The 18,328-nt window shown below is 71.6% G+C and carries 13 protein-coding genes; 8 read left to right on the top strand and 5 right to left on the bottom strand.

Features of this window, described 5'->3' with window-relative positions; all coding sequences use genetic code 11:
• Nucleotides 1-206: 206 nt before the first annotated feature.
• The 5 genes from ACIQNU_RS24470 to ACIQNU_RS24450 form a co-directional block, all read right to left on the bottom strand.
• A complete protein-coding gene (locus ACIQNU_RS24470) occupies nucleotides 207-2,273 on the bottom strand; it encodes an ATP-dependent DNA helicase (RefSeq protein ID WP_401370123.1) in 2,067 nt (688 codons plus the stop codon).
• Nucleotides 2,274-2,314: 41 nt separating this feature from the next.
• Entirely contained in the window at nucleotides 2,315-4,435 is a 2,121-nt protein-coding gene (locus ACIQNU_RS24465) for an IucA/IucC family protein (RefSeq protein ID WP_401370121.1), read from the bottom strand.
• Between the two features lie 141 nt (nucleotides 4,436-4,576).
• Nucleotides 4,577-5,431: a GNAT family N-acetyltransferase gene (locus tag ACIQNU_RS24460; protein ID WP_401370119.1), complete on the bottom strand. Its 855-nt coding sequence runs from the start codon at nucleotides 5,429-5,431 to the stop codon at nucleotides 4,577-4,579.
• 39 nt (nucleotides 5,432-5,470) lie between these two features.
• Nucleotides 5,471-7,477, bottom strand: a complete 2,007-nt coding sequence (locus tag ACIQNU_RS24455) for an IucA/IucC family protein (RefSeq protein ID WP_401370117.1) — start codon at nucleotides 7,475-7,477, stop codon at nucleotides 5,471-5,473.
• 97 nt (nucleotides 7,478-7,574) lie between these two features.
• On the bottom strand, nucleotides 7,575-8,945 hold the full coding sequence (locus ACIQNU_RS24450; protein ID WP_401370114.1) for a diaminobutyrate--2-oxoglutarate transaminase family protein: 1,371 nt from the start codon (nucleotides 8,943-8,945) through the stop codon (nucleotides 7,575-7,577).
• Nucleotides 8,946-9,509: 564 nt separating this feature from the next.
• Between ACIQNU_RS24450 and ACIQNU_RS24445 the strand changes: the two genes are divergently transcribed.
• The 8 genes from ACIQNU_RS24445 to ACIQNU_RS24410 all read left to right on the top strand — a co-directional run bounded on the left by ACIQNU_RS24445 (nucleotide 9,510) and on the right by ACIQNU_RS24410 (nucleotide 18,314).
• Nucleotides 9,510-10,232, top strand: coding sequence for a helix-turn-helix domain-containing protein (locus ACIQNU_RS24445; RefSeq protein WP_401370529.1), 723 nt, complete (start codon nucleotides 9,510-9,512; stop codon nucleotides 10,230-10,232).
• A gap of 257 nt (nucleotides 10,233-10,489) precedes the next feature.
• Nucleotides 10,490-11,542 (top strand): iron-siderophore ABC transporter substrate-binding protein, encoded by a 1,053-nt coding sequence (locus ACIQNU_RS24440; RefSeq protein WP_401370111.1) that lies wholly within the window; start codon nucleotides 10,490-10,492, stop codon nucleotides 11,540-11,542.
• 107 nt (nucleotides 11,543-11,649) lie between these two features.
• Nucleotides 11,650-12,654 carry a FecCD family ABC transporter permease gene (locus ACIQNU_RS24435; RefSeq protein WP_401370527.1) on the top strand — a complete coding sequence of 335 codons (1,005 nt, stop codon included), beginning with the start codon at nucleotides 11,650-11,652 and terminating at the stop codon, nucleotides 12,652-12,654.
• Nucleotides 12,651-13,715, top strand: a complete 1,065-nt coding sequence (locus ACIQNU_RS24430) for a FecCD family ABC transporter permease (RefSeq protein ID WP_401370108.1) — start codon at nucleotides 12,651-12,653, stop codon at nucleotides 13,713-13,715. Before ACIQNU_RS24435 ends, ACIQNU_RS24430 begins: the two co-directional genes overlap by 4 nt.
• The gene (locus tag ACIQNU_RS24425; RefSeq protein ID WP_401370105.1) at nucleotides 13,712-14,686 is read left to right on the top strand and encodes an ABC transporter ATP-binding protein; all 975 of its coding nucleotides are present in this window, start codon (nucleotides 13,712-13,714) and stop codon (nucleotides 14,684-14,686) included. Before ACIQNU_RS24430 ends, ACIQNU_RS24425 begins: the two co-directional genes overlap by 4 nt.
• Before the next feature lie 81 nt (nucleotides 14,687-14,767).
• Nucleotides 14,768-15,346: an MSMEG_1061 family FMN-dependent PPOX-type flavoprotein gene (locus tag ACIQNU_RS24420; RefSeq protein ID WP_401370102.1), complete on the top strand. Its 579-nt coding sequence runs from the start codon at nucleotides 14,768-14,770 to the stop codon at nucleotides 15,344-15,346.
• A 314-nt stretch (nucleotides 15,347-15,660) separates the two neighbouring features.
• Nucleotides 15,661-16,884, top strand: coding sequence for a trypsin-like serine peptidase (locus ACIQNU_RS24415; protein WP_401370099.1), 1,224 nt, complete (start codon nucleotides 15,661-15,663; stop codon nucleotides 16,882-16,884).
• A 245-nt stretch (nucleotides 16,885-17,129) separates the two neighbouring features.
• Nucleotides 17,130-18,314, top strand: a complete 1,185-nt coding sequence (locus ACIQNU_RS24410) for a trypsin-like serine peptidase (RefSeq protein WP_401370097.1) — start codon at nucleotides 17,130-17,132, stop codon at nucleotides 18,312-18,314.
• Nucleotides 18,315-18,328: the final 14 nt, after the last annotated feature.

Below are 18,328 nucleotides of genomic sequence, written 5' to 3'. Positions count from 1 at the left end.
TCTGAGTGGTGATCGGATCCGCGCGGCTGATCCCCTCCGCGGCGGTTGATGCGATCCAAGTGGCTGATCCGATCTGAGTGGCCGATCTGAGCGCGCCCCTGACGGGCCCCGGAACCTCCTGCGCCGGTTCCGGGGCCTGATTTTTGTGCCCGCCATGGCGCGGGCGCGCCTCACAAGGCGCAACGTGCCCCGCACGGCACGCCCCCCTACAAGGCGTCGTCCCCGGTCCCCGCCTCGTCCCCGGCGCCTTCCGCCTCGCCGGCCGCCCGGCCCGACACCTCCGCGTCGACCGCCGCCAGATCGATGGCCGCCAGAGAGCGGCGCACCTGGTTGGGGTCCGTGGTGTACCAGAACTCCGGGAGCGACGTCCGCAGATAGCCGCCGTACCGCGCGGTCGCGAGCCGGGGGTCGAGTACGGCGACGACTCCGCGGTCGCCCGTGGCGCGGACGAGCCGGCCCGCTCCCTGCGCCATCAGCAGCGCCGCGTGGGTGGCGGCCACCGCCATGAAGCCATTGCCGCCGGCGTCCTCCACGGCCTTCTGGCGGGCGCTCATCAGCGGGTCGTCCGGGCGCGGGAACGGGATCTTGTCCATGACGACGAGCTGACAGCTCGCGCCCGGTACGTCCACGCCCTGCCACAGCGACAAGGTGCCGAACAGACAGGTCCTGGGGTCCGCGGCGAAGTTCTTGATCAGCTCGCCGAGTGTCTCCTCGCCCTGGAGGAGGATCGGGAACTCCGGGATCCGTGACCGCAGCTCCTCCGCGGCGTTCTGCGCGGCACGCATGGAGGAGAACAGGCCGAGCGTACGGCCGCCGGCCGCCTGGATCAGCTCGGTCAGTTCATCCAGCATGTCGCCCCGGTCGCCATCGCGCGCGGGGCGGGACAGCTGTTTCGCGACGTAGAGGATGCCCTGCTTGCGGTAGTCGAACGGGGAGCCGACGTCGAGGCCCTTCCAGACCGGCAGGTCGGCGCCCTCCCCTCCCTTCGTACCGGACGCGCCCGCGGTCCCTTCGGGGGCGAGGCCCAGGGAGGCGCCCACGCCGTTGAAGTCGCCGCCCAGTTTGAGGGTGGCCGAGGTCAGGATGACCGAACGGTCGGTGAAGAGCTTCTCGCGCAGCAGCCCGGACACCGACATCGGGGCGACGCGCAGGCAGGCCCCGAAGCGGTCGTGGCGCTCGTACCAGACGACGTCCCACTCGGAGCCGTTCGAGATGCGCTCCGCCACGTCGTGCACCGACTCGACGGACGCGAGTGCCTGCTTGCGGACGGCGTCCTCGTCCTGGACGGACTTGTCGCGGGTGGAGCCCAGTGCCGAGATCACGTTCCGCGCGGCGTCGCGCAGGGCGAGCAGGGCATAGCCGAGGTCTTCGGGGACCTCCTCCAGGCGGCCGGGGAGGGCCAGCTCCATGACCCGCTCGAAGCCCTCGGCCGCGGTCTGAAGCTGGTCGGCGACCTTCTCGTTGACGAGCTTGGCGGCCCGCCTCACCGCGCGGTTGACCTGCCCCGGGGACAGCTCCCCGGTGGCGACACCGGTCACCCGGGAGACCAGTTCATGGGCCTCGTCGACGATCAGGACCTCATGCTCCGGCAGGACCGGGGCGCCCTCGATCGCGTCGATCGCGAGCAGCGCGTGATTGGTGACGACGACCTCGGCGAGCTTGGCCCGCTCACGAGCCATCTCGGCGAAGCACTCCTGACCGTACGCGCAGCGCGTCGCGCCCAGGCACTCGCGCGAGGACACCGACACCTGCGCCCAGGCACGGTCCGAGACGCCGGGTGTCAGGTCGTCGCGGTCACCCGTCTCGGTGTCGCCCGACCAGTCCCGCAGCCGCAGCAGGTCCTGGCCCAGCTTGCTGGTGGGCGCAGCGGCCTCGAACTGATCGAACAGACCGTCTTCCTCGTCCTGCGGCACCCCTTCGTGCAACCGGTGCAGACACAGGTAGTTCGAGCGGCCCTTGAGCATCGCGAACTCCGGGCGCCGTCTGAGCAGCGGATGGAGCGCGTCCACCGTGCGCGGCAGGTCCCGCTCGACGAGCTGGCGCTGCAACGCGAGCGTGGCCGTGGCCACCACGACCCGCTCCCCGTGGGCAAGCGCCGGCACTAGATAGCCGAGGGACTTTCCGGTGCCGGTGCCTGCCTGGACCAGCAGATGAGAGCTGTCGTCGATCACCTCGGCGACGGCTTCGGCCATGCTCACCTGGCCAGGGCGCTCCATGCCTCCGACAGCGGTGACGGCGGCGTGCAGGAGATCGGGAAGAGAGGGCTTCGTCATAGGCCGACCACCCTACGGTGCGGCACTGACATCGGGGGCGGTCAAGGGCGGTGGAGGGGGTTGGGCACGGTGCCGTGGACGGCGGCGTGCGGACGCTCGGCGCGGTCGCGGTAGCCGTCCAGGTGGAGCCGGTTCCGGTTCAGACAGAGCCGTGCGATACGGGGCGTGAGCAGGTCGAATGTCTCGTACCGCTCCTTCAGCTCGGGGAAGCGGGCATGGTGGCGCAGGATCTCCGCCCGGACGAGGGACCAGAACGCGTCCTCCGGCACACCCAGCTGCTGCTCGCACAGGGGTGCGAGATAGCGGAAGACGCCCACGAAGAGACCGGAATGGATGAACTGCGTCAGGAAGGACGGCGGCTCCGTGAGGAGGACCTCGCGGACGTCGTCGGGCATCGTGGCGTGTTCCGGCAGCGGCTCGGAGCTGACGTTGACGTCGTCCACGAAGTCCTTGACCGCGAGCCTGACCGGCACGTCCCGCTCGTCGAAGACGACGACGGCGTTCTCACCGTGCGGTGAGAAGACGGTTCCGTACCGGTACAGGAAGTGCAGGAGCGGGGGCAGTACGGCGGCGAAGAGGTGCCGCAGCCAGGTCTGCGGTTCCAGTCCGGAGCGGTCGACGAGTTCCGCGGTGAACGCCCTCCCGCGCGGGTCGGTGTGCAGCAGGGCGGCGAGCGTACGCGCGCGTTCTCCTGGTTCGAGGTGCCGCCCGACGGGCTCCCTCCAGATCGCGCCCAGCAGTTCCTTGTACTGGTAAGGGACCTCGCGCAGCGCGTCGTAGACGGGGTGTTCGACGGTGACGGACGCGACCTCGCCCAGGAGGATGACGCGGCACTCGTCCCTGAGGAACGGGTCGCCGTCGCGCATGCCGAGCATCCAGGAGGTGACCGCGGGGGCCGCGAGGGTGCGCTCGGTGGGGAGGCCGCGCCAGACCAGGGTGTTGAGGACGGACAGCGGCAGTTTCACCGTGTGACGTGCCGGACGTGACAGGTTCAGGAAGGTCCGGACGGACTGCTGCGGGAGGCGTACGTCTCCGTCGGTCGGGAGCGGAATGATCGCGCCGGCGGCCACGGAGGGCGCGAACAGGGAGAGCACGACGTCGTCCCACTGCCAGGGGTGGACCGGGAGGTAGAGATAGTCCTCCGGATCGACACCGCGCGCGTGGAGGGCGTCCGCGAAGGACACGCGGGTGGCCGGGGACAGTTCGGCGGCGAACAGCCGGTCGGCGGTGGGCAGGCCGGGCACACCACGGTAGGTGGCGAGGTCGGTGTGGACCGCGATCCAGGGCAGCGTCACCGGACGGCGGGCCTCCGGCGCCCAGCGGGCTGCGTCGGCGGCGGAGAACCCGATGCGGCCCTTGTTGAGGACGAGCCAGGGGTGCCCGGTCTGGTGGCCTTCGAGTTCCGCGTACGAGAGGTCGGCGAGGGTCGCGGCCGTAGCGGCGGTGTGGTCGAGGCGGGCGTCGGCCGCGAGGGTCGCGGTCAGCTCACGGATGACATGGCCGAGCGTGGCGCCGTCGATACCCAGAGTGCGGCGGGCCTTGACCAGGAATTCGAGCGGATCGGTGAGCGGGCGGGTGCCGCCGTCGCCCTCGGCGAGCAGCACGGCGTCGGGGTCGACCTGCCAATTGCCGTAGGCGGTGCGGCGGGCACGGAAGCCGAGGCGGGTGGTGGGGGTGTCGAGGGTGAGCGTGTAGTCCGTGTACGTGCTTCGGGGGTCCGGCGCGGAGGTGTCGGGGGGCGTGGGCGAAACGTTGCCTCGCAGAGGTTGGGGGGTGGTGTGGGTTTGTGCCGTGCCCTGGGATCGCGGGTCTCGTGTCGCCGGTCGGTCCGGTGCCGTCGGATGATCCGGTGCCGCCAGCCGGTCCGGTGCCGTCGGCTGGTCCGGTGAATGGTCCGGCGCCGCTGAATGGATTCGCCTGTCCGACTGGGCCCGTGCCTGCGCTCGCGCCTCGGCCAGGTCCCGGCGCCACGCCCAGGAGTCGGCGTCGGTTTCCGGGCCGGACACCGGTACCGGCGTGACGATCTCCTCGTACGCGAACTCCCCCAGCATTTTCGCGAGCAGCCGCTTCCCCGCTCGCCCCCACGCTTCCGGGGTCAGTTCGGGTGGGTCGTACAGCTGGGACGAGTCGCCTGGGAGAGGTGGGGTGCAGGGATTCGGCACGGGATCTCCTCGGAAGGGAACCGGATCGGGGCGAGCGGTGTACCAAGAGTGATGGGGGCAGAGCAGACGGGTCGGAGAAGAGAGGTCAGAGCAGGGCCGTCAGAGCAGGACGGTCAGAACAGGGAGGTTCGAGCGGTTGGGTCAGATCAGGGAGCGAAGGGCACGGTCACGGACCATGAGCGCGGCTCGTTTGTCGGCGATGTCGACCTCGGCGGCGAAGCGGAAGCCTGCGCTCAGGAAGGCGGCTACGGAAGGGGTGTTGCGCAGGTCGGGTTCGGCGATGACGCGTGAGCAGGAGGGGCGGTGGTCGAGGACGAGATCGGCGACGGCCCGGAGCAGGGTGGTGCCGAGGCCGCGCCCTCGATGGGCGACGCCACCGATGAGGAGGTGAATTCCGGTGTCATGAGGACGAGCGGGATAGTGGCGGGCCAGCGGGTCGAGGTCCGCGCGGTAGATCTCCCAGTAGCTCATGGGGGCGCCGTCGAGCAGGCCGAGGCAGGGGACGCTGCGTCCGTCGCCGTCGAGTTGGGGTCGCAGATGGGCCTCGGTGACGCTCGGCGGACCGGCCAGCTCCCAGAAGGCGGCCACGGCGGGGTCGTTCATCCAGCGGGTGAGCAGGGGGAGATCGCGGTCGGTGCGCACCGGTTCGAGCTGGAACACTCCGGCGGCCGTGGTGGTGGGGCCCCATGAGGCGACGTGGTCGAGGAGGTCGCCCCGAGGGTCGCCCTGGTAGGGGTCCGGTGTGCCGTGCGGGTCGGACGTCGGCCGGGCGGAGTGGTCCCGGTCGTCGGGTGCCGGGGCGTGGCCGTGGTGGATCTCGCCCTCCGACAGGTCGCCGGGTGCCCCCGTGGACGCGGTGAACAGCGCGATGAGTTCGTCGGGCAGCCGCAGTTCGAGGGTGTCCTCGCTGTCCGGTCCGGAATCGGGGACGAGCCCGCTCCGGGTGTCGGATGCGGACTCGGTACCGGTGTCGGCGCTCGCGTCGGTCGGGGGCACGGGGGCGTTCCTCTCAGGAGGTGAGGCGGTTCATGTTCCTCAGGAATGAAGGGGGTTGGAGATGGTGACGTAGACGGACTGGGTGTCGACCGGGCCGATCAGCTCGTCGAGGCCGTGGATGCGGGTGAGCAGGTTGGCCTTGCAGCGGAGGACGGGTGAGTCGAGGAGGTGGAAGGGCAGGGGTGAGCGCAGGCGGTCGGGGCCGGTGGCGGCGTCGGTCAGGAAGCGGCGGAAGGCGGCCAGCAACAGTGCTTCGTCGGCGAGGCGTTGGGAACCGAAGGCTCCGATCAGGCCGAGGACGTTGTTGATGGCGAGGTAGTAGGCGAAGCGCTCGTCGGTGACCTCGTCGGAGACGAACGTGTCGCTCCGGGCGCCGATACCGGGGAGCTGCCGTTCGAGGTCGGTACGCCGGGATTCGCGGAAGTAGTAGCCCTGGTTGTCGCGGTACCGGCCGCCCACGGGCCAGCCGTCGCGGTCCAGCATCAGCACGGTGTTCTGCTGATGGGCCTCCAGGGCGATGCCCGCCTCGCTGTCGAGCCAGAGCACGGGTCGGACGACGTAGTGGAGGTAGCGCAGGAACCACTCGGCGGCTACGGCGCCGCGGGGGCGTCCGGTGCGGCCGGCGAGCCGGACCACGGTCTCGGCGAGCCGGGAGCGCATCGGAACGTGGTCCTGACCGGGCGTATCGGAGCGGACGGGAGACGGAGTCGGGAGGTGGGCCGGGGGACGTGGTGAGACGAGTCCCGCGACACAGGTGGCGTCGTCGCCGGGGGCGAAGGGGTTGTGCCGGATCATCACGTCGAGCCCGGGGACAGGTGCCCCGTCCGGGCCGTCGACCGCGAGCCAGGCGGGGTCGCGGACGATGTCGAAGCCGGGGTGGGCGGCCCGCCAGCGCTCGGCGAGTCCGGTGCGCAGGAGGCGGTGGACCTCGACGCCGCGGTGGAGTTCTTTACGGAGGTTCTCACGACGGGAGTTGGTGATACGGAGACCGAGGGACAGCTTGAGCATGGCGGGGGCGCCGGGGCGGTACAGGGTGCGGATGGAGGAGGTGGGGTACCAGGGGGCGCCGTTCGGACCGAGGTCGCGCAGGAGGCCTGCGTCGAAGAGGGCCGCGTTCGCCTCGCGGTGGGTGATCTCACGCATCTGCCAGGGGTGCATCGGCAGGGCGGTGTACCCGGTGGGCAGGGGCAGGTCGTCGCCGGCGAGGCGGGCGGTGAGGCGATCGGCGGGGACGACACGGCCGCGCTCGGTCCAGGCCGAGTCGCAGGCGCGGACGGACGGGGCCACGGCCAGCCAGTGCAGGGGGAAGGAGCCGCGCAACTCGGGTGAGTACAGGACGGTTTCTGCGGCGGACAGACCTTCACGGCTCTTCGGCGTGGGGTGGAGCGGGTGGCCGAGGAGGAGGGACTGTTCGGCGGAGAGGAAGAGGTCGGTGCCGTCGGCGGGGTGGTGGCGGCGGTCGGCCACGAAGGTGGCGGTGCGGCGTACGGAGTCGGCCACTCGGGCGACCAGGTCTCCGCCGGGGCCGGAACCGTCGGTGCCTCGATCACCGGACCCCGCGCCCGTCGCACCCTCGTGTCCGGCACCCCCGTCTGCGGCGGCCCGGTCGCCACCGGTGGCTGTTTCCCGGGTCAGGAGGGCTGCCAGGGTCATGGCGTCGACGCGGGGCGCTGTTTCGGGGGCGTTCTCCAGGTGGGGCAGGCCGAAGCGGTGCCAGCCGGTGGGGGACCAGTGCTGGACGGGGACGAGCAGGGCGGTGCCGGCGGCGGGGAGCGGGATGCGGAGGGTGCCGTGGTCGGGGGCGGTGAGGCCGGTCTCGCGTGCCCAGCAGCGGAGCAGGTTCTCGACGGCCGCGATCTGGGCGACGGTGCGTGGGTCGGGGTGTTCCAGCAGGTCCGCGGTGGCGCCGTGCAGGTGCTCCGCCTCGGGTCTCCCGCCCGACTGCCGGGGGACCGTGTCGGGCTCCGTCGCCGACGGGGTCCCGGTGGCGCACGCACCGCGCGCGTGGGGGTCGGGGCGGCCGTCGGATGCGGGGGTGGCGTTCAAGTGCGCTTCCTTGGGGGGTGTTCGGGATGGTGCGGGACGGGGCCGGGGCCGTGCACTCGTCCGGGGCGTTGCCGAGGGGGCCGGTGGAGTTCGCCGGTCAGAGGGGGTGGTCGCGGGAGGTCTCGGCGATGGCGTCGGCGAGACGGTCGAGGACGGCGGACGCCTGTTCGTCGGTGAGGGTGAGCGGAGGAAGGAGGCGGACGACGCTGGAGTGGCGGCCACCGAGTTCGACGATGAGGCCGCGGCGCAGACAGGCACGCTGGACGGCGGCGGCGACTTCGGGCGCGGGGGGCGGGGGGCCGGGCGCGGTGAGGTCTTCGGCGGCGGGGTCGACGAGTTCGAGGCCGATCATCAGGCCCCGGCCGCGTACGTCACCGACGCAGGGGTGTTCGGCGGCGAGGCCCTGCAGTTGGGCGAGCATGCGGGCGCCGAGGAGGCCGGCGCGTTCGGCGAGCCGGTTCTCGCGGACGTGGGCGAGGGTGGCGGCGCCGGCGGCCATGGCGAGTTGGTTGCCCCGGAAGGTGCCGGCGTGGGCGCCGGGCGGCCAGACGTCGAGGTCGTCGTGGTAGACGACGGCGGCGAGGGGGAGGCTGCCGCCGATGGCCTTGGAGAGGACCATGACGTCCGGTACGACACCGCTGTGCTCGACGGCCCAGAAGGTGCCGGTGCGGCCGACGCCGGTCTGGACCTCGTCGGCGATGAGGGGGATGCCGCGGGCGGCGGTGAGGGTGCGCATCCGGCGCATCCAGTCGTCGGGCGCGGGGATGACGCCGCCTTCGCCCTGGACGGGTTCGAGGATCATTCCGGCCGGGTGGGGGACGCCGGACTTGGGGTCGTCGAGGAGGTTCTCGGTCCAGCGGGCGGAGAGTTCGGCGCCGCGGGTGCCGCCGGTGCCGAAGGGGCAGCGGTAGTCCTGTGGATAGGGGAGGCGGGTGACCCGTACGTCGCGCGCTCCCCCGGATGCTTCGAGCGCCCCTGCCGTCATGCCGTGGTAGGCGCCGGTGAAGGCGAGGAGGCCCTCGCGGCCGGTGGCGGTGCGGACGAGTTTCAGGGCGGCCTCGACGGCGTCCGTACCCGCCGGGCCGCAGAACTGGATGCGGGCGCGGTCCGCGAGTCCGGCGGGCAGGGTGCGGAACAGTTCGGTGGTGAAGGCGTCCTTGACCGGTGTCGCGAGGTCGAGGACGTGCAGGGGGGCACCGGAGTCGAGGACCGCGCGGATCGCTTCGAGGACGACGGGGTGGTTGTGCCCGAGCGCGAGGGTGCCGGCGCCGGAGAGGCAGTCGAGGTAGCGGCGGCCGTCGGCGCCCTCGATGGTCAGGCCGCGGGCGCGGACGGGCACGATGGGCAGGGCGCGGGCGTAGGTGCGCGCCGACGATTCGCGCGCCGACTGGCGGCGCAGGATCCCTTCGGATCCGCTGCGGTCGGGTGCTGCGGTCACTGCCGCGGGCGCCGGCTCGGTCACGGCCACGTTTGTCGTTCCTCCCGGTGAACAGGGGTGATGTCCCGCCGGGCGAGGGCGAGTTGGCAGGGGGGAGCGCCGAAAGGCGACTCCTCCGTACGTACCAACGACGGGGGCACCCGGGGATCACGGGCAATCGGAAGATCCTTGCGGCGGGTGAGTCGAAGATCCGTGCCCTGACGGGCACGGGGGCCAGGGGCCACGTCCACAGAGGACGCCGAGTGGCTTCCGACGGGCGCGAGGGTGTGGCGGGCGAGGGAAGGTTCGGCGACCCCGGACTCGGGATCGACGCCTTCCACGTGGCCGGCATCCTCGGCTGAGCCTCCCGGCCGCCGAACCCGACCCGCGTCCTAAGGTGAGGGCATGCCCTCCGCCCGTCCCCGGACCGCCCCCTGCCCGGCCACCCCGCCGCCTGGGGCATCGCCGCGTGGCGCATCGTCGCATGAGGCATCGGAGTGCCCGGCCGAAGCCTCCGGAACACCGCGTACGACCCGGGACCCGCGAGAGACACGGGCGACACCGGAGACACGGGAGACGCGTTCGCTCCCGGTGGTGGCCGCCGGCGCCGTGGTGATGCCGTTCGCGATCCAGGCGTACGAGGAGGTCGTCCCGTACGACACCACCTGGGGTGAGCACTCGCACCCTTTCCATGAGTTGCTGTGGAACGAGCGTGGAGCGTCGACGGCCGTCGTCGGGGCACGTGTGTGGACGATCACCCCGGCGCTCGGTCTGTGGATGCCCGCGGGCACGCTGCACTCGGGGTCGGCGCTCGCCGGGACCTGGTTCCGGACGATCTTCTTCGGTTTCCACACCACGCCGTCGATCTCCGATGCACCGGTGGCCGTCGAGATCACCCCGTTGCTGCGGCTGCTCCTGGAGCGGCTCGGTGAGTCCGGGCTGTCCGCCGCCTCGCGGGCGACCACCGAGGCGATGGTGCTGGACGTGCTCGAACCGTCGCCGCGCGAACTGCTCGTCCACGCCCCCACCTCCGCCCTGCTGCGCCCGATCGCCGAAGCGCTGCGCTCGGACCCGGGCGATCGGCGCACCCTCGCAGACTGGGCGGCGGAGCTGCGCGTGAGCGCGCGGACGATCAGTCGGGCGTTCAACGCCGAGACCGGTACGAGTTTCGCGCGGTGGGTCGCGTCGGTCCGGGCGCAGCACGCCGTGGCCCTGCTCACCCGGGGCTGGGACGTGGAGGCCGTCGCCGAAGAGGTCGGATACCGGTCGGCGAGCGCCTTCGGGGCGGCCTTCCGACGGACGACGGGGCTCACCCCCGGGACCTTCCGGGTTTCCTGAGCAGTTCCGGGTTTCCCGAGCAATTCCCGGTGTCCAGAGGGGGCGGCGGCCCGTTTCGGCCACGCCTCGCGCCGCCGTCTCCCCTTGCCATCAAAGGGCATACGTCCCGATCGCTACATCACGTGTCTCATAAGGTCGATTGCGACACCGCCGCGAACTCTTCTACAGTACGAAGGTAAGCCTTACCTAAGTGTTTGCGCTCGGTGCGGTGCACCACGCGACACCGCCTCCCGACACCGAGTGGGGTTTTGACACACATGCGCTCCTATCGCCTGCGGCTGCTCACCGCCGCCGCCGCTCTTCTCACTCTCGCCGCCTGCGGAAGTCCTTCCTCCGCCGAGGACGCCGGCAAGGAAGGGGGCGGGAAGGATTCGGCGGCGTCCTCGGGCGCGTTCCCGGTCACGATCAAGCACGCCCTCGGGACGACCACCATCCCGGAGAAGCCGAAGCGCGTCGCCACGGTGAACTGGGCCAACCACGAGGTGCCCCTGGCACTCGGCGTCGTCCCCGTCGGCATGGCCGCCGCGAACTTCGGCGACGACGACGGCGACGGGGTGCTGCCCTGGGTGGAGAAGAAGCTGAAGGAGTTGGGTGCCAAGACGCCGGTGCTGTTCGACGAGAACGACGGCATCGACTTCGAGGCGGTCGCCGACACCAAGCCGGACGTGATCCTCGCCTCGTACTCCGGTCTCACCAAGCAGGACTACGCGACGCTCAGCGACATCGCCCCCGTGGTGGCCTACCCCGACGCCCCGTGGGCGACACCGTGGCGGGAGATCATCCGGACGAACAGCGAGGCCATCGGGCTGGCCACCGAGGGCGAGAAGCTGATCAAGGACGTCGAGGGCGAGATCGAGCAGACCGTCGCCAAGTACCCGCAGCTCAAGGGCAAGTCGGCGATGTTCATGACGCACGTCGACGCCGGTGACGTCAGCAAGGTCGGCTTCTACACCGCGCACGACACCCGCACCCTGTTCTTCGAGGACCTCGGTCTGAAGATCCCCGGCAGCATCGCCGAGGCGTCCAAGGGCACCGACAAGTTCGCGCTCACGCGCAGCGCCGAGCAGATCGACGTGTTCGACGACGTCGACATCATCACCGGCTACGGCGACGACAAGGGCGAGCTGGCCAAGACGCTCCGCGAGGACGCGCTGCTGTCGAAGGTCCCCGCGGTCGACCGCGGCTCGATGTACCTGCTGCCCGGCAGCTCGCCGCTCGCGACGGCGGCCAACCCGACGCCGCTGTCCATCTCGTGGGTCCTTGAGGACTACGTCGCCGCGCTCGCCAAGGCCGCGGACAAGGTCAAGTGACCACGACCGCCACCCGCGGTCTGCCGGACCCCGCCACCGAATCCGCCACCGAATCCGCCAACGAAACCTCCACCGACCCCGCCACCGAATCCGCCGCGGCCACCGCCATGATGCGGCGTCCGGCCCGCGTCCGACTGCTGTGGCTCGCCACGGCGGTCGCGGTGCTGGCCGCGCTCATGCTGGCCTCCGTCGCGTTCGGCTCGCGGGCAGTCGGCTGGTCCGACGTCTGGGCCGCGCTCGGCGGCGCGGACGCGTCCCTGGAGCAGGCGGCGGCCGGCAAGCGGATCCCCCGTACCGTGCTCGCGGTGCTGGTCGGCGCGGCGCTGGGGCTCGCGGGCGCCGTCATGCAGGGGGTGACACGCAACCCGCTGGCCGATCCCGGGATCCTGGGCGTCAACCATGGCGCGTCGCTCGCCGTGGTCACGGCGGTCGCGTTCTTCGGGCTCTCCTCGCCGACGGGGTACGTGTGGGTCGCGATGGCGGGGGCCGGGCTGTCGGCCGTGTTCGTGTACGGCGTCGGCGCGCTCGGCCGGGGCGGCGCCACGCCCCTGAAGCTGGCGCTCTCCGGGGCCGCGACCTCGGCCGCGTTCGCCTCCCTCGTCACCGCGGTGATGCTGCCCCGCAACGACATCGCCGGGAGTTTCCGGCTCTGGCAGATCGGCGGGGTCGGCGGCGCGTCCTTCGCACGCATCGGGCACGTACTGCCCTTCCTCGCCGTCGGGTTCGCGATCTGCCTGCTGTCGGCGAAGGCCCTGAACTCGCTGGCGCTGGGCGACGAACTCGCGGCGGGGCTCGGCGAGCGGGTCGCCCTGGCCCGGGGCGTGGCCGCGCTCGGCGCGGTCGTGCTGTGCGGCGCGGCGACCGCCGTCGCCGGACCGATCGCCTTCGTCGGCCTCGTCGTCCCCCACACCTGCCGGCTGCTCATCGGCGTGGACCACCGCTGGCTGCTGCCCCTGGCCGCGCTGCTCGGCGCGGCGCTGCTCACGGCGGCCGATGTGGTCGGCCGGGTCGTGGCGCGGCCCGCCGAGATCGACGTGGGCATCGTGACGGCCCTGATCGGCGCCCCGTTCTTCATCTGGATCGTCCGCCGGCAGAAGGTGCGTGCGCTGTGAGTTCCGTCGTTCTCACCCGCCGGCCCCCCTCCGGGGAGACCGTCCGGGCCCTGGCGCGCGGCCGGGCCCGGCGGGCGTCGCGCCGCCGTGCCGTCATCCTGCTGCTCGTCGTCCTCGTGGTGGCCGGGTTCACCGTGACCCTGATGGCCGGGCAGACGTACTACCCGTTCGACGACGTCGTCCGGGTGGTCCTCGGGGAGCAGGTGCCGGGGGCGTCGTTCACGGTGGGGCGGCTGCGGCTGCCGCGCGCCGTGCTCGCCGTGGTGGCGGGCTTCAGCTTCGGCCTGGCCGGCTCCACCTTCCAGACCATGCTCCGCAACCCGCTCGCCAGCCCGGACGTCATCGGCATCAGCTCGGGCGCGAGCGCGGCGGCGGCCGTCGCGATCGTCACGCTGTCCCTCGGCGAGACCCAGGTGTCGGTGCTCGCGATCGCCGCCGCCCTCGCCGTGGCGCTGCTCGTCTACCTCCTGGCGTTCAAGGACGGCGTGGTCGGCACCCGGCTCGTCCTCATCGGCATCGGAATCGCCGCGATGCTCGACAGCGTCGTCGCCTATGTGCTCTCCCAGGCCGCCGAGTGGGACCTCCAGGAGGCGATGCGCTGGCTGACCGGCTCCCTCAACGGCACCACCTGGGACCAGACCGTGCCCGCCGCGGTGGCCCTCGCGGTGCTGTGTCCGGTACTGCTGTCGCGGGCGCGGAACCTGTCGGCGATGCAGCTCGGGGACGACACCGCGTCGGCCCTCGGGGTCCGGGTCGAACGGACCCGGGTGACGGTGATCGTGGCCGCCGTCGGCCTGATCGCGTTCGCCACGGCGGCGGCCGGGCCGATCGCCTTCGTCGCGTTCCTGTCCGGGCCCATCGCGGCACGGATCACCGGCCCCGGCGGCTCACCCCTGGTGCCCGCCGGGCTCGTCGGCGCCCTGCTGGTCCTGGTCGCCGACTTCACCGGCCAGTTCGCCTTCGACACCCGCTTCCCGGTCGGCGTCGTCACCGGCGTCCTCGGCGCGCCCTATCTCGTCTACCTGATCATCCGCACCAACCGGGCGGGAGGCTCCCTGTGACCACGCACCACTCCCTGGCCGCCGAACGGCTCACCCTCGGCTACGGCGACCGCACCGTCGTCGAGGGCCTGGACCTGGCCGTGCCGCCGGGCCGGATCACGGCGATCGTCGGCGCGAACGCCTGCGGCAAGTCGACGCTCCTGCGTTCGATGTCCCGGCTGCTCGCACCCCGCGAGGGCCGTGTCGTCCTGGACGGCAAGGAGGTCCACCGGCTGCCCGCCAGGGAACTCGCCCGTACGCTCGGCCTGTTGCCCCAGTCGCCGATCGCCCCCGAGGGGATCACGGTCGCCGATCTCGTCGGGCGCGGACGCCATCCGCATCAGCGGGTGTTCTCGCGCTGGAACGCCGAGGACGACGCGGCCGTGGCGGCGGCCCTGGAGGCGACCGACACCACGGCGCTCGCCGAGCGCAGCGTGGACGAACTCTCCGGCGGCCAGCGTCAGCGGGTGTGGATCGCCATGGCCCTGGCCCAGCAGACCGACATCCTGATGCTGGACGAGCCCACCACCTTCCTCGACGCCAGCCACCAGGTCGAGGTCCTCGATCTGCTGACCGACCTGAACCACGAGCGCGGTACGACGGTCGTGATGGTCCTGCACGACCTCAACCTCGCCGCGCGGTACGCCGATCACGTCGTCGCCCTCGCGTCGGGCCGGCTGCACGCGGCCGGTGCGCCGGACGAGGTGCTGACGGAGGAGAACGTCCGCGCCGTGTTCGGCCTCGACAGCCGCATCATCGAGGACCCCGTCTCGGGCCGCCCCCTCATGCTCCCGATCGGGCGGCACGGGGTGCGGCGTGTGGAGGTGAGGGGCACCGAGGTAAGGCGTACGGAGGCAGGGCGTAAGGAGGCAGGGCGTAAGGAGGCAGGGCGTGCGGAGGTAAGGCGTACGGAGGGGGCTTCGCTCGGACCGTCGGTTCCTCGTACGGAGAGTGTGCCACCCGAAACCGTGCGGGCGCGCGAGTCCGGCTGACATGCGGGGGTCGTACGGGCCACGGATCAGGTCGTACGCGCCTCCGGCCACGCGAGCCCACACCCATCAACCGGAGTCACCATGCCTGACAGAACCGCCGCCACGGCCACCGGCCCCTCCCGGCCCTCCTCCACCTCCTCCCTCAGCCCCTCCTTCAACGAACTGCACTCCCCCGCACACCTCCGCGACCTGCTGGGCGAGCCCCACCCCGTCGTCATCGACAAGGTGCACGCCCAACTCGACGAGGAGGACCGGGACATGCTCGCCCGCTCCCCGTTCTGCCTGCTCGCCACCTCCGACGCGCAGGGCGCCTGCGATGTCTCCCCGCGCGGTGACGCCCCCGGCTTCACCCACATCGTGGACCCCGGCACCGTGGCTCTCCCGGAACGCCCCGGCAACCGGCGCGGCGACAGCCTCCACAACGTGCTCGCCAACCCGCACGCCGGACTGCTCTATCTGATACCCGGCAGCGGTGATGTCCTGCGGATCAACGGCAGGGCCCGCGTCCTCACCGACGCCCCCTTCTTCGACGCGATGGCGTCGGGGGGCCGGCGGCCCGCTCTCGCCGTCCTGATCGAGATCGACGAGATCTACCGGCACTGCTCCCAGTCACTGCGCCGCTCGGGCCTGTGGAACTCCGTTGCCGGGGACGGACGTTGACCGTGGCGGAAGCAGACGCTCCCGTACGGCATGGGGCGTGAGAAGACGTCACACCGGCGCATTCCAGGACAACTCCCAGGTCAGACAGCCTGTAACGGAACCGTTGCCGTTCCGTGGGCGGTCGCCGACGGCTCCGGCATAGTGTGGGGGGCCGTTCAGCGGGACCGGACCGGGCGGCGACAGGCCGTCGGACCACCCTCGCTCAACGGCAGCACGCCGTACGGCAGAACCACGCTCTACGGCGGTACCACGCTCTACGGCGGAAGCACGCCGTACGGCAGAACAGAGCACCCGAAGCCAGGGGGAGTCACACCATGCGATCCATACGCCCGCTCTTCACCGCCCGCCGTGGGGGGAGCGCGCGCGGCAGAACGCCGGTGGCCGCGGCCGTCGCCCTCGGCGCGGTACTCGCGCTGACCGCCACGGCCTGCGGCCCTGGCGACGACAACGCCGGCGGTGAGCCGACCTCGACCGCATCCCAGGCGGACGACGGCAAGATCAAGATCCCGGACGACATCAAGGACCGGCTCAAGGAGCACGGGATCGATCTGGACAAGTGGAAGGACGGCGCCTGGAAGGACTGGGACAAGGACAAGTGGCTGCGCGAGGCGCAGGACTTCGTCAACCCGATCATCGCCGGGCTCTGGGACCCGGACCGTATGCGGGACGCGGACGACCCCGAGCAAGGCGGCGTCGACGACAACGACATCTCCGGTGACCAGGGCGTGACCGATCCGACCCCGGATCCGGTGGACGCGAAGCCCGTCGGGACTCCGTACCACAGCAACGCGGCGGAGGCCGGGAAGGTCTTCTTCGACGGGCCCGAGGGGTCGATGGTCTGCTCGGCGACCGTGGTCAAGGACCCGGCGAACCCGGGCAAGTCGAACATGGTGTGGACCGCCGGCCACTGCGTACACGCGGGCAAGAGCGGCGGCTGGTACCGGAACATCGCCTTCGTTCCCTCGTACAACAACAGCGGCAAGTCGGCGGCGGACCTGCAGAACGCGCCGCGCGAGGAGGTCGCTCCCTACGGGGTCTGGTGGTCCGACTGGGCGCAGACGTCGGAGCAGTGGATCGAGCAGGGCGGTCCGACGGGCGGTCAGGGCGCGCCGTACGACTTCGCGGTGCTGCATGTGACGCCGGAGAAGGGCGGCGACGGCAAGTCCCTTGAGGAGACGGTGGGTACGGCCCTGCCGGTCGACTTCAACGCACCCGCCGTCGCGAACATCGCGACGATGACGGCCACGGGCTACCCGGCGGCGTCACCGTTCGACGGGCAGAAGCTGTACCAGTGCCCCGACAAGCCGGGACGTCTGTCCCTGACCGAGTCGGATCCGACGATGTACCGCATCGGGTGCACGATGACGGGCGGTTCGTCCGGCGGCGGCTGGGTCGCGCAGGGGTCCGACGGCAAGCCGGCGCTGGTGTCGAACACGTCGATCGGCCCGGTGACCGCCGGCTGGCTGGCGGGGCCGCACCTGGGCGAGGAGGCCAAGGGCGTGTACGACGCGGTGAGCGAGAAGTTCGCCGGGCAGTGACCGGGCCTCCGGCAGTGGCCGGACTTCCGGCAGTGGCCGGGCTTCCGGTGGCGACCGGGCCTTCGGTGACGTAGGACCGTGGCGGCGGGGCCGGACATCCTCACCACCCCCCGCCGCCACGGCGGTGAGCCGCCTCCCCACCTGACAAGCACATGACACACACCACACCCACCACACCCACACACCACATCCCGTACGACCCATCTCACATGACACACATTCGTTCTCACGGGGGTCACAGCACCATGCGTTCCATTCGTACCGTCGCCGCCACCGGTCTGGTCGCGGCGCTCGCGCTCACCGCCACCGCCTGCGGTTCGAGTGACGACAAGGCGGGCGGCGCGTCCGAGTCGACCGCCTCGCAGGGCACCGACAAGGGCAAGGACCAGGGGTCGGGCGGCATCGAACTGCCCGCCGACCTCGCCGACCGGCTCAAGGAGCACGGGATCGACGTCGACCAGTGGAAGGACGGCGGCTGGAAGGACTGGGACAAGGACAAGTGGCTGCGCGAGGCCAAGGACTTCGTCAACCCGGTCATCGAGGGCCTGTGGAAGCCCGAGCGCATGCAGTCGGCGAAGGAGCCGAACAAGACGATCACCGCGAAGGACGCGCTGAACGACCAGGGCGTCACCGACCCGGAGCCCGCGCCGGTACGGGCCGAGCCGGAGAAGACGCCGTACCACAAGAACGCCGCCCCTGTCGGGAAGGTCTTCTTCGACTCCCCCGAGGGCTCGATGGTCTGTTCGGGCACGGTGGTCAAGGACCCGCGTAACCCGGGCAAGTCCAACCTGGTGTGGACGGCGGGCCACTGTGTGCACGCGGGCACGGGCGGCGGCTGGTACCGCAACATCGCCTTCGTCCCGTCCTACAACGACCTCGGCAAGTCCGAGGCGGAGCTTTCCACCGCCGCTCCGCAGGAGATCGCGCCCTACGGCCAGTACTGGGCGGACTGGGTCGCGACCTCCAACGAGTGGATCGCCGAAGGCGCCTCGTCGGGCGGCGCGGGCGCTCCGTACGACTACGCGGTGCTGCATGTGAAGCCGCAGCAGGGCACCAAGTCCCTGGAGGAGACGGTCGGCGCCGCACTGGACGTCGACTTCTCGACCCCGTCCGTGCCGTCGGTGAGCAGCATGGGCGCCTGGGGCTACCCGGCCGCGCCGCCGTTCAACGGTCTCCAGATGAACAAGTGCCTCGACAAGCCGGGCCGTCTGACGGTGGACCCGAGTGAGCCGACGATGTACCGCATCGGCTGCACCATGACGGGCGGTTCGTCCGGTGGCGGCTGGTTCCGGGTGCTGAACGGCAAGACCGTCCTGGTCTCGAACACGTCGATCGGCCCGGCCCAGAACACCTGGCTCGCGGGCCCGCAGCTGGGCACGGGGGCCGAGCAGCTGTTCGACATGATGAGCGAGAAGTACGGCAGCCAGTAGCGCCCTGGGCCCTT

It is taken from the genome of Streptomyces sp. NPDC091292, assembly GCF_044757265.1.
In the GTDB taxonomy this organism is placed as follows: Bacteria; Actinomycetota; Actinomycetes; order Streptomycetales; family Streptomycetaceae; genus Streptomyces.
This window is presented reverse-complemented; position numbering and strand designations above follow the sequence as displayed.

Coding starts and splice junctions, on each gene's coding strand:
- ACIQNU_RS24415 (WP_401370099.1), top strand. CDS start 15,661: ATGCGATCCATACGCCCGCTCTTCACCGCCCGCCGTGGGGGGAGCGCG.
- ACIQNU_RS24410 (WP_401370097.1), top strand. CDS start 17,130: ATGCGTTCCATTCGTACCGTCGCCGCCACCGGTCTGGTCGCGGCGCTC.
- ACIQNU_RS24435 (WP_401370527.1), top strand. CDS start 11,650: ATGATGCGGCGTCCGGCCCGCGTCCGACTGCTGTGGCTCGCCACGGCG.
- ACIQNU_RS24420 (WP_401370102.1), top strand. CDS start 14,768: ATGCCTGACAGAACCGCCGCCACGGCCACCGGCCCCTCCCGGCCCTCC.
- ACIQNU_RS24470 (WP_401370123.1), bottom strand. CDS start 2,273: ATGACGAAGCCCTCTCTTCCCGATCTCCTGCACGCCGCCGTCACCGCT.
- ACIQNU_RS24440 (WP_401370111.1), top strand. CDS start 10,490: ATGCGCTCCTATCGCCTGCGGCTGCTCACCGCCGCCGCCGCTCTTCTC.
- ACIQNU_RS24445 (WP_401370529.1), top strand. CDS start 9,510: ATGCCGTTCGCGATCCAGGCGTACGAGGAGGTCGTCCCGTACGACACC.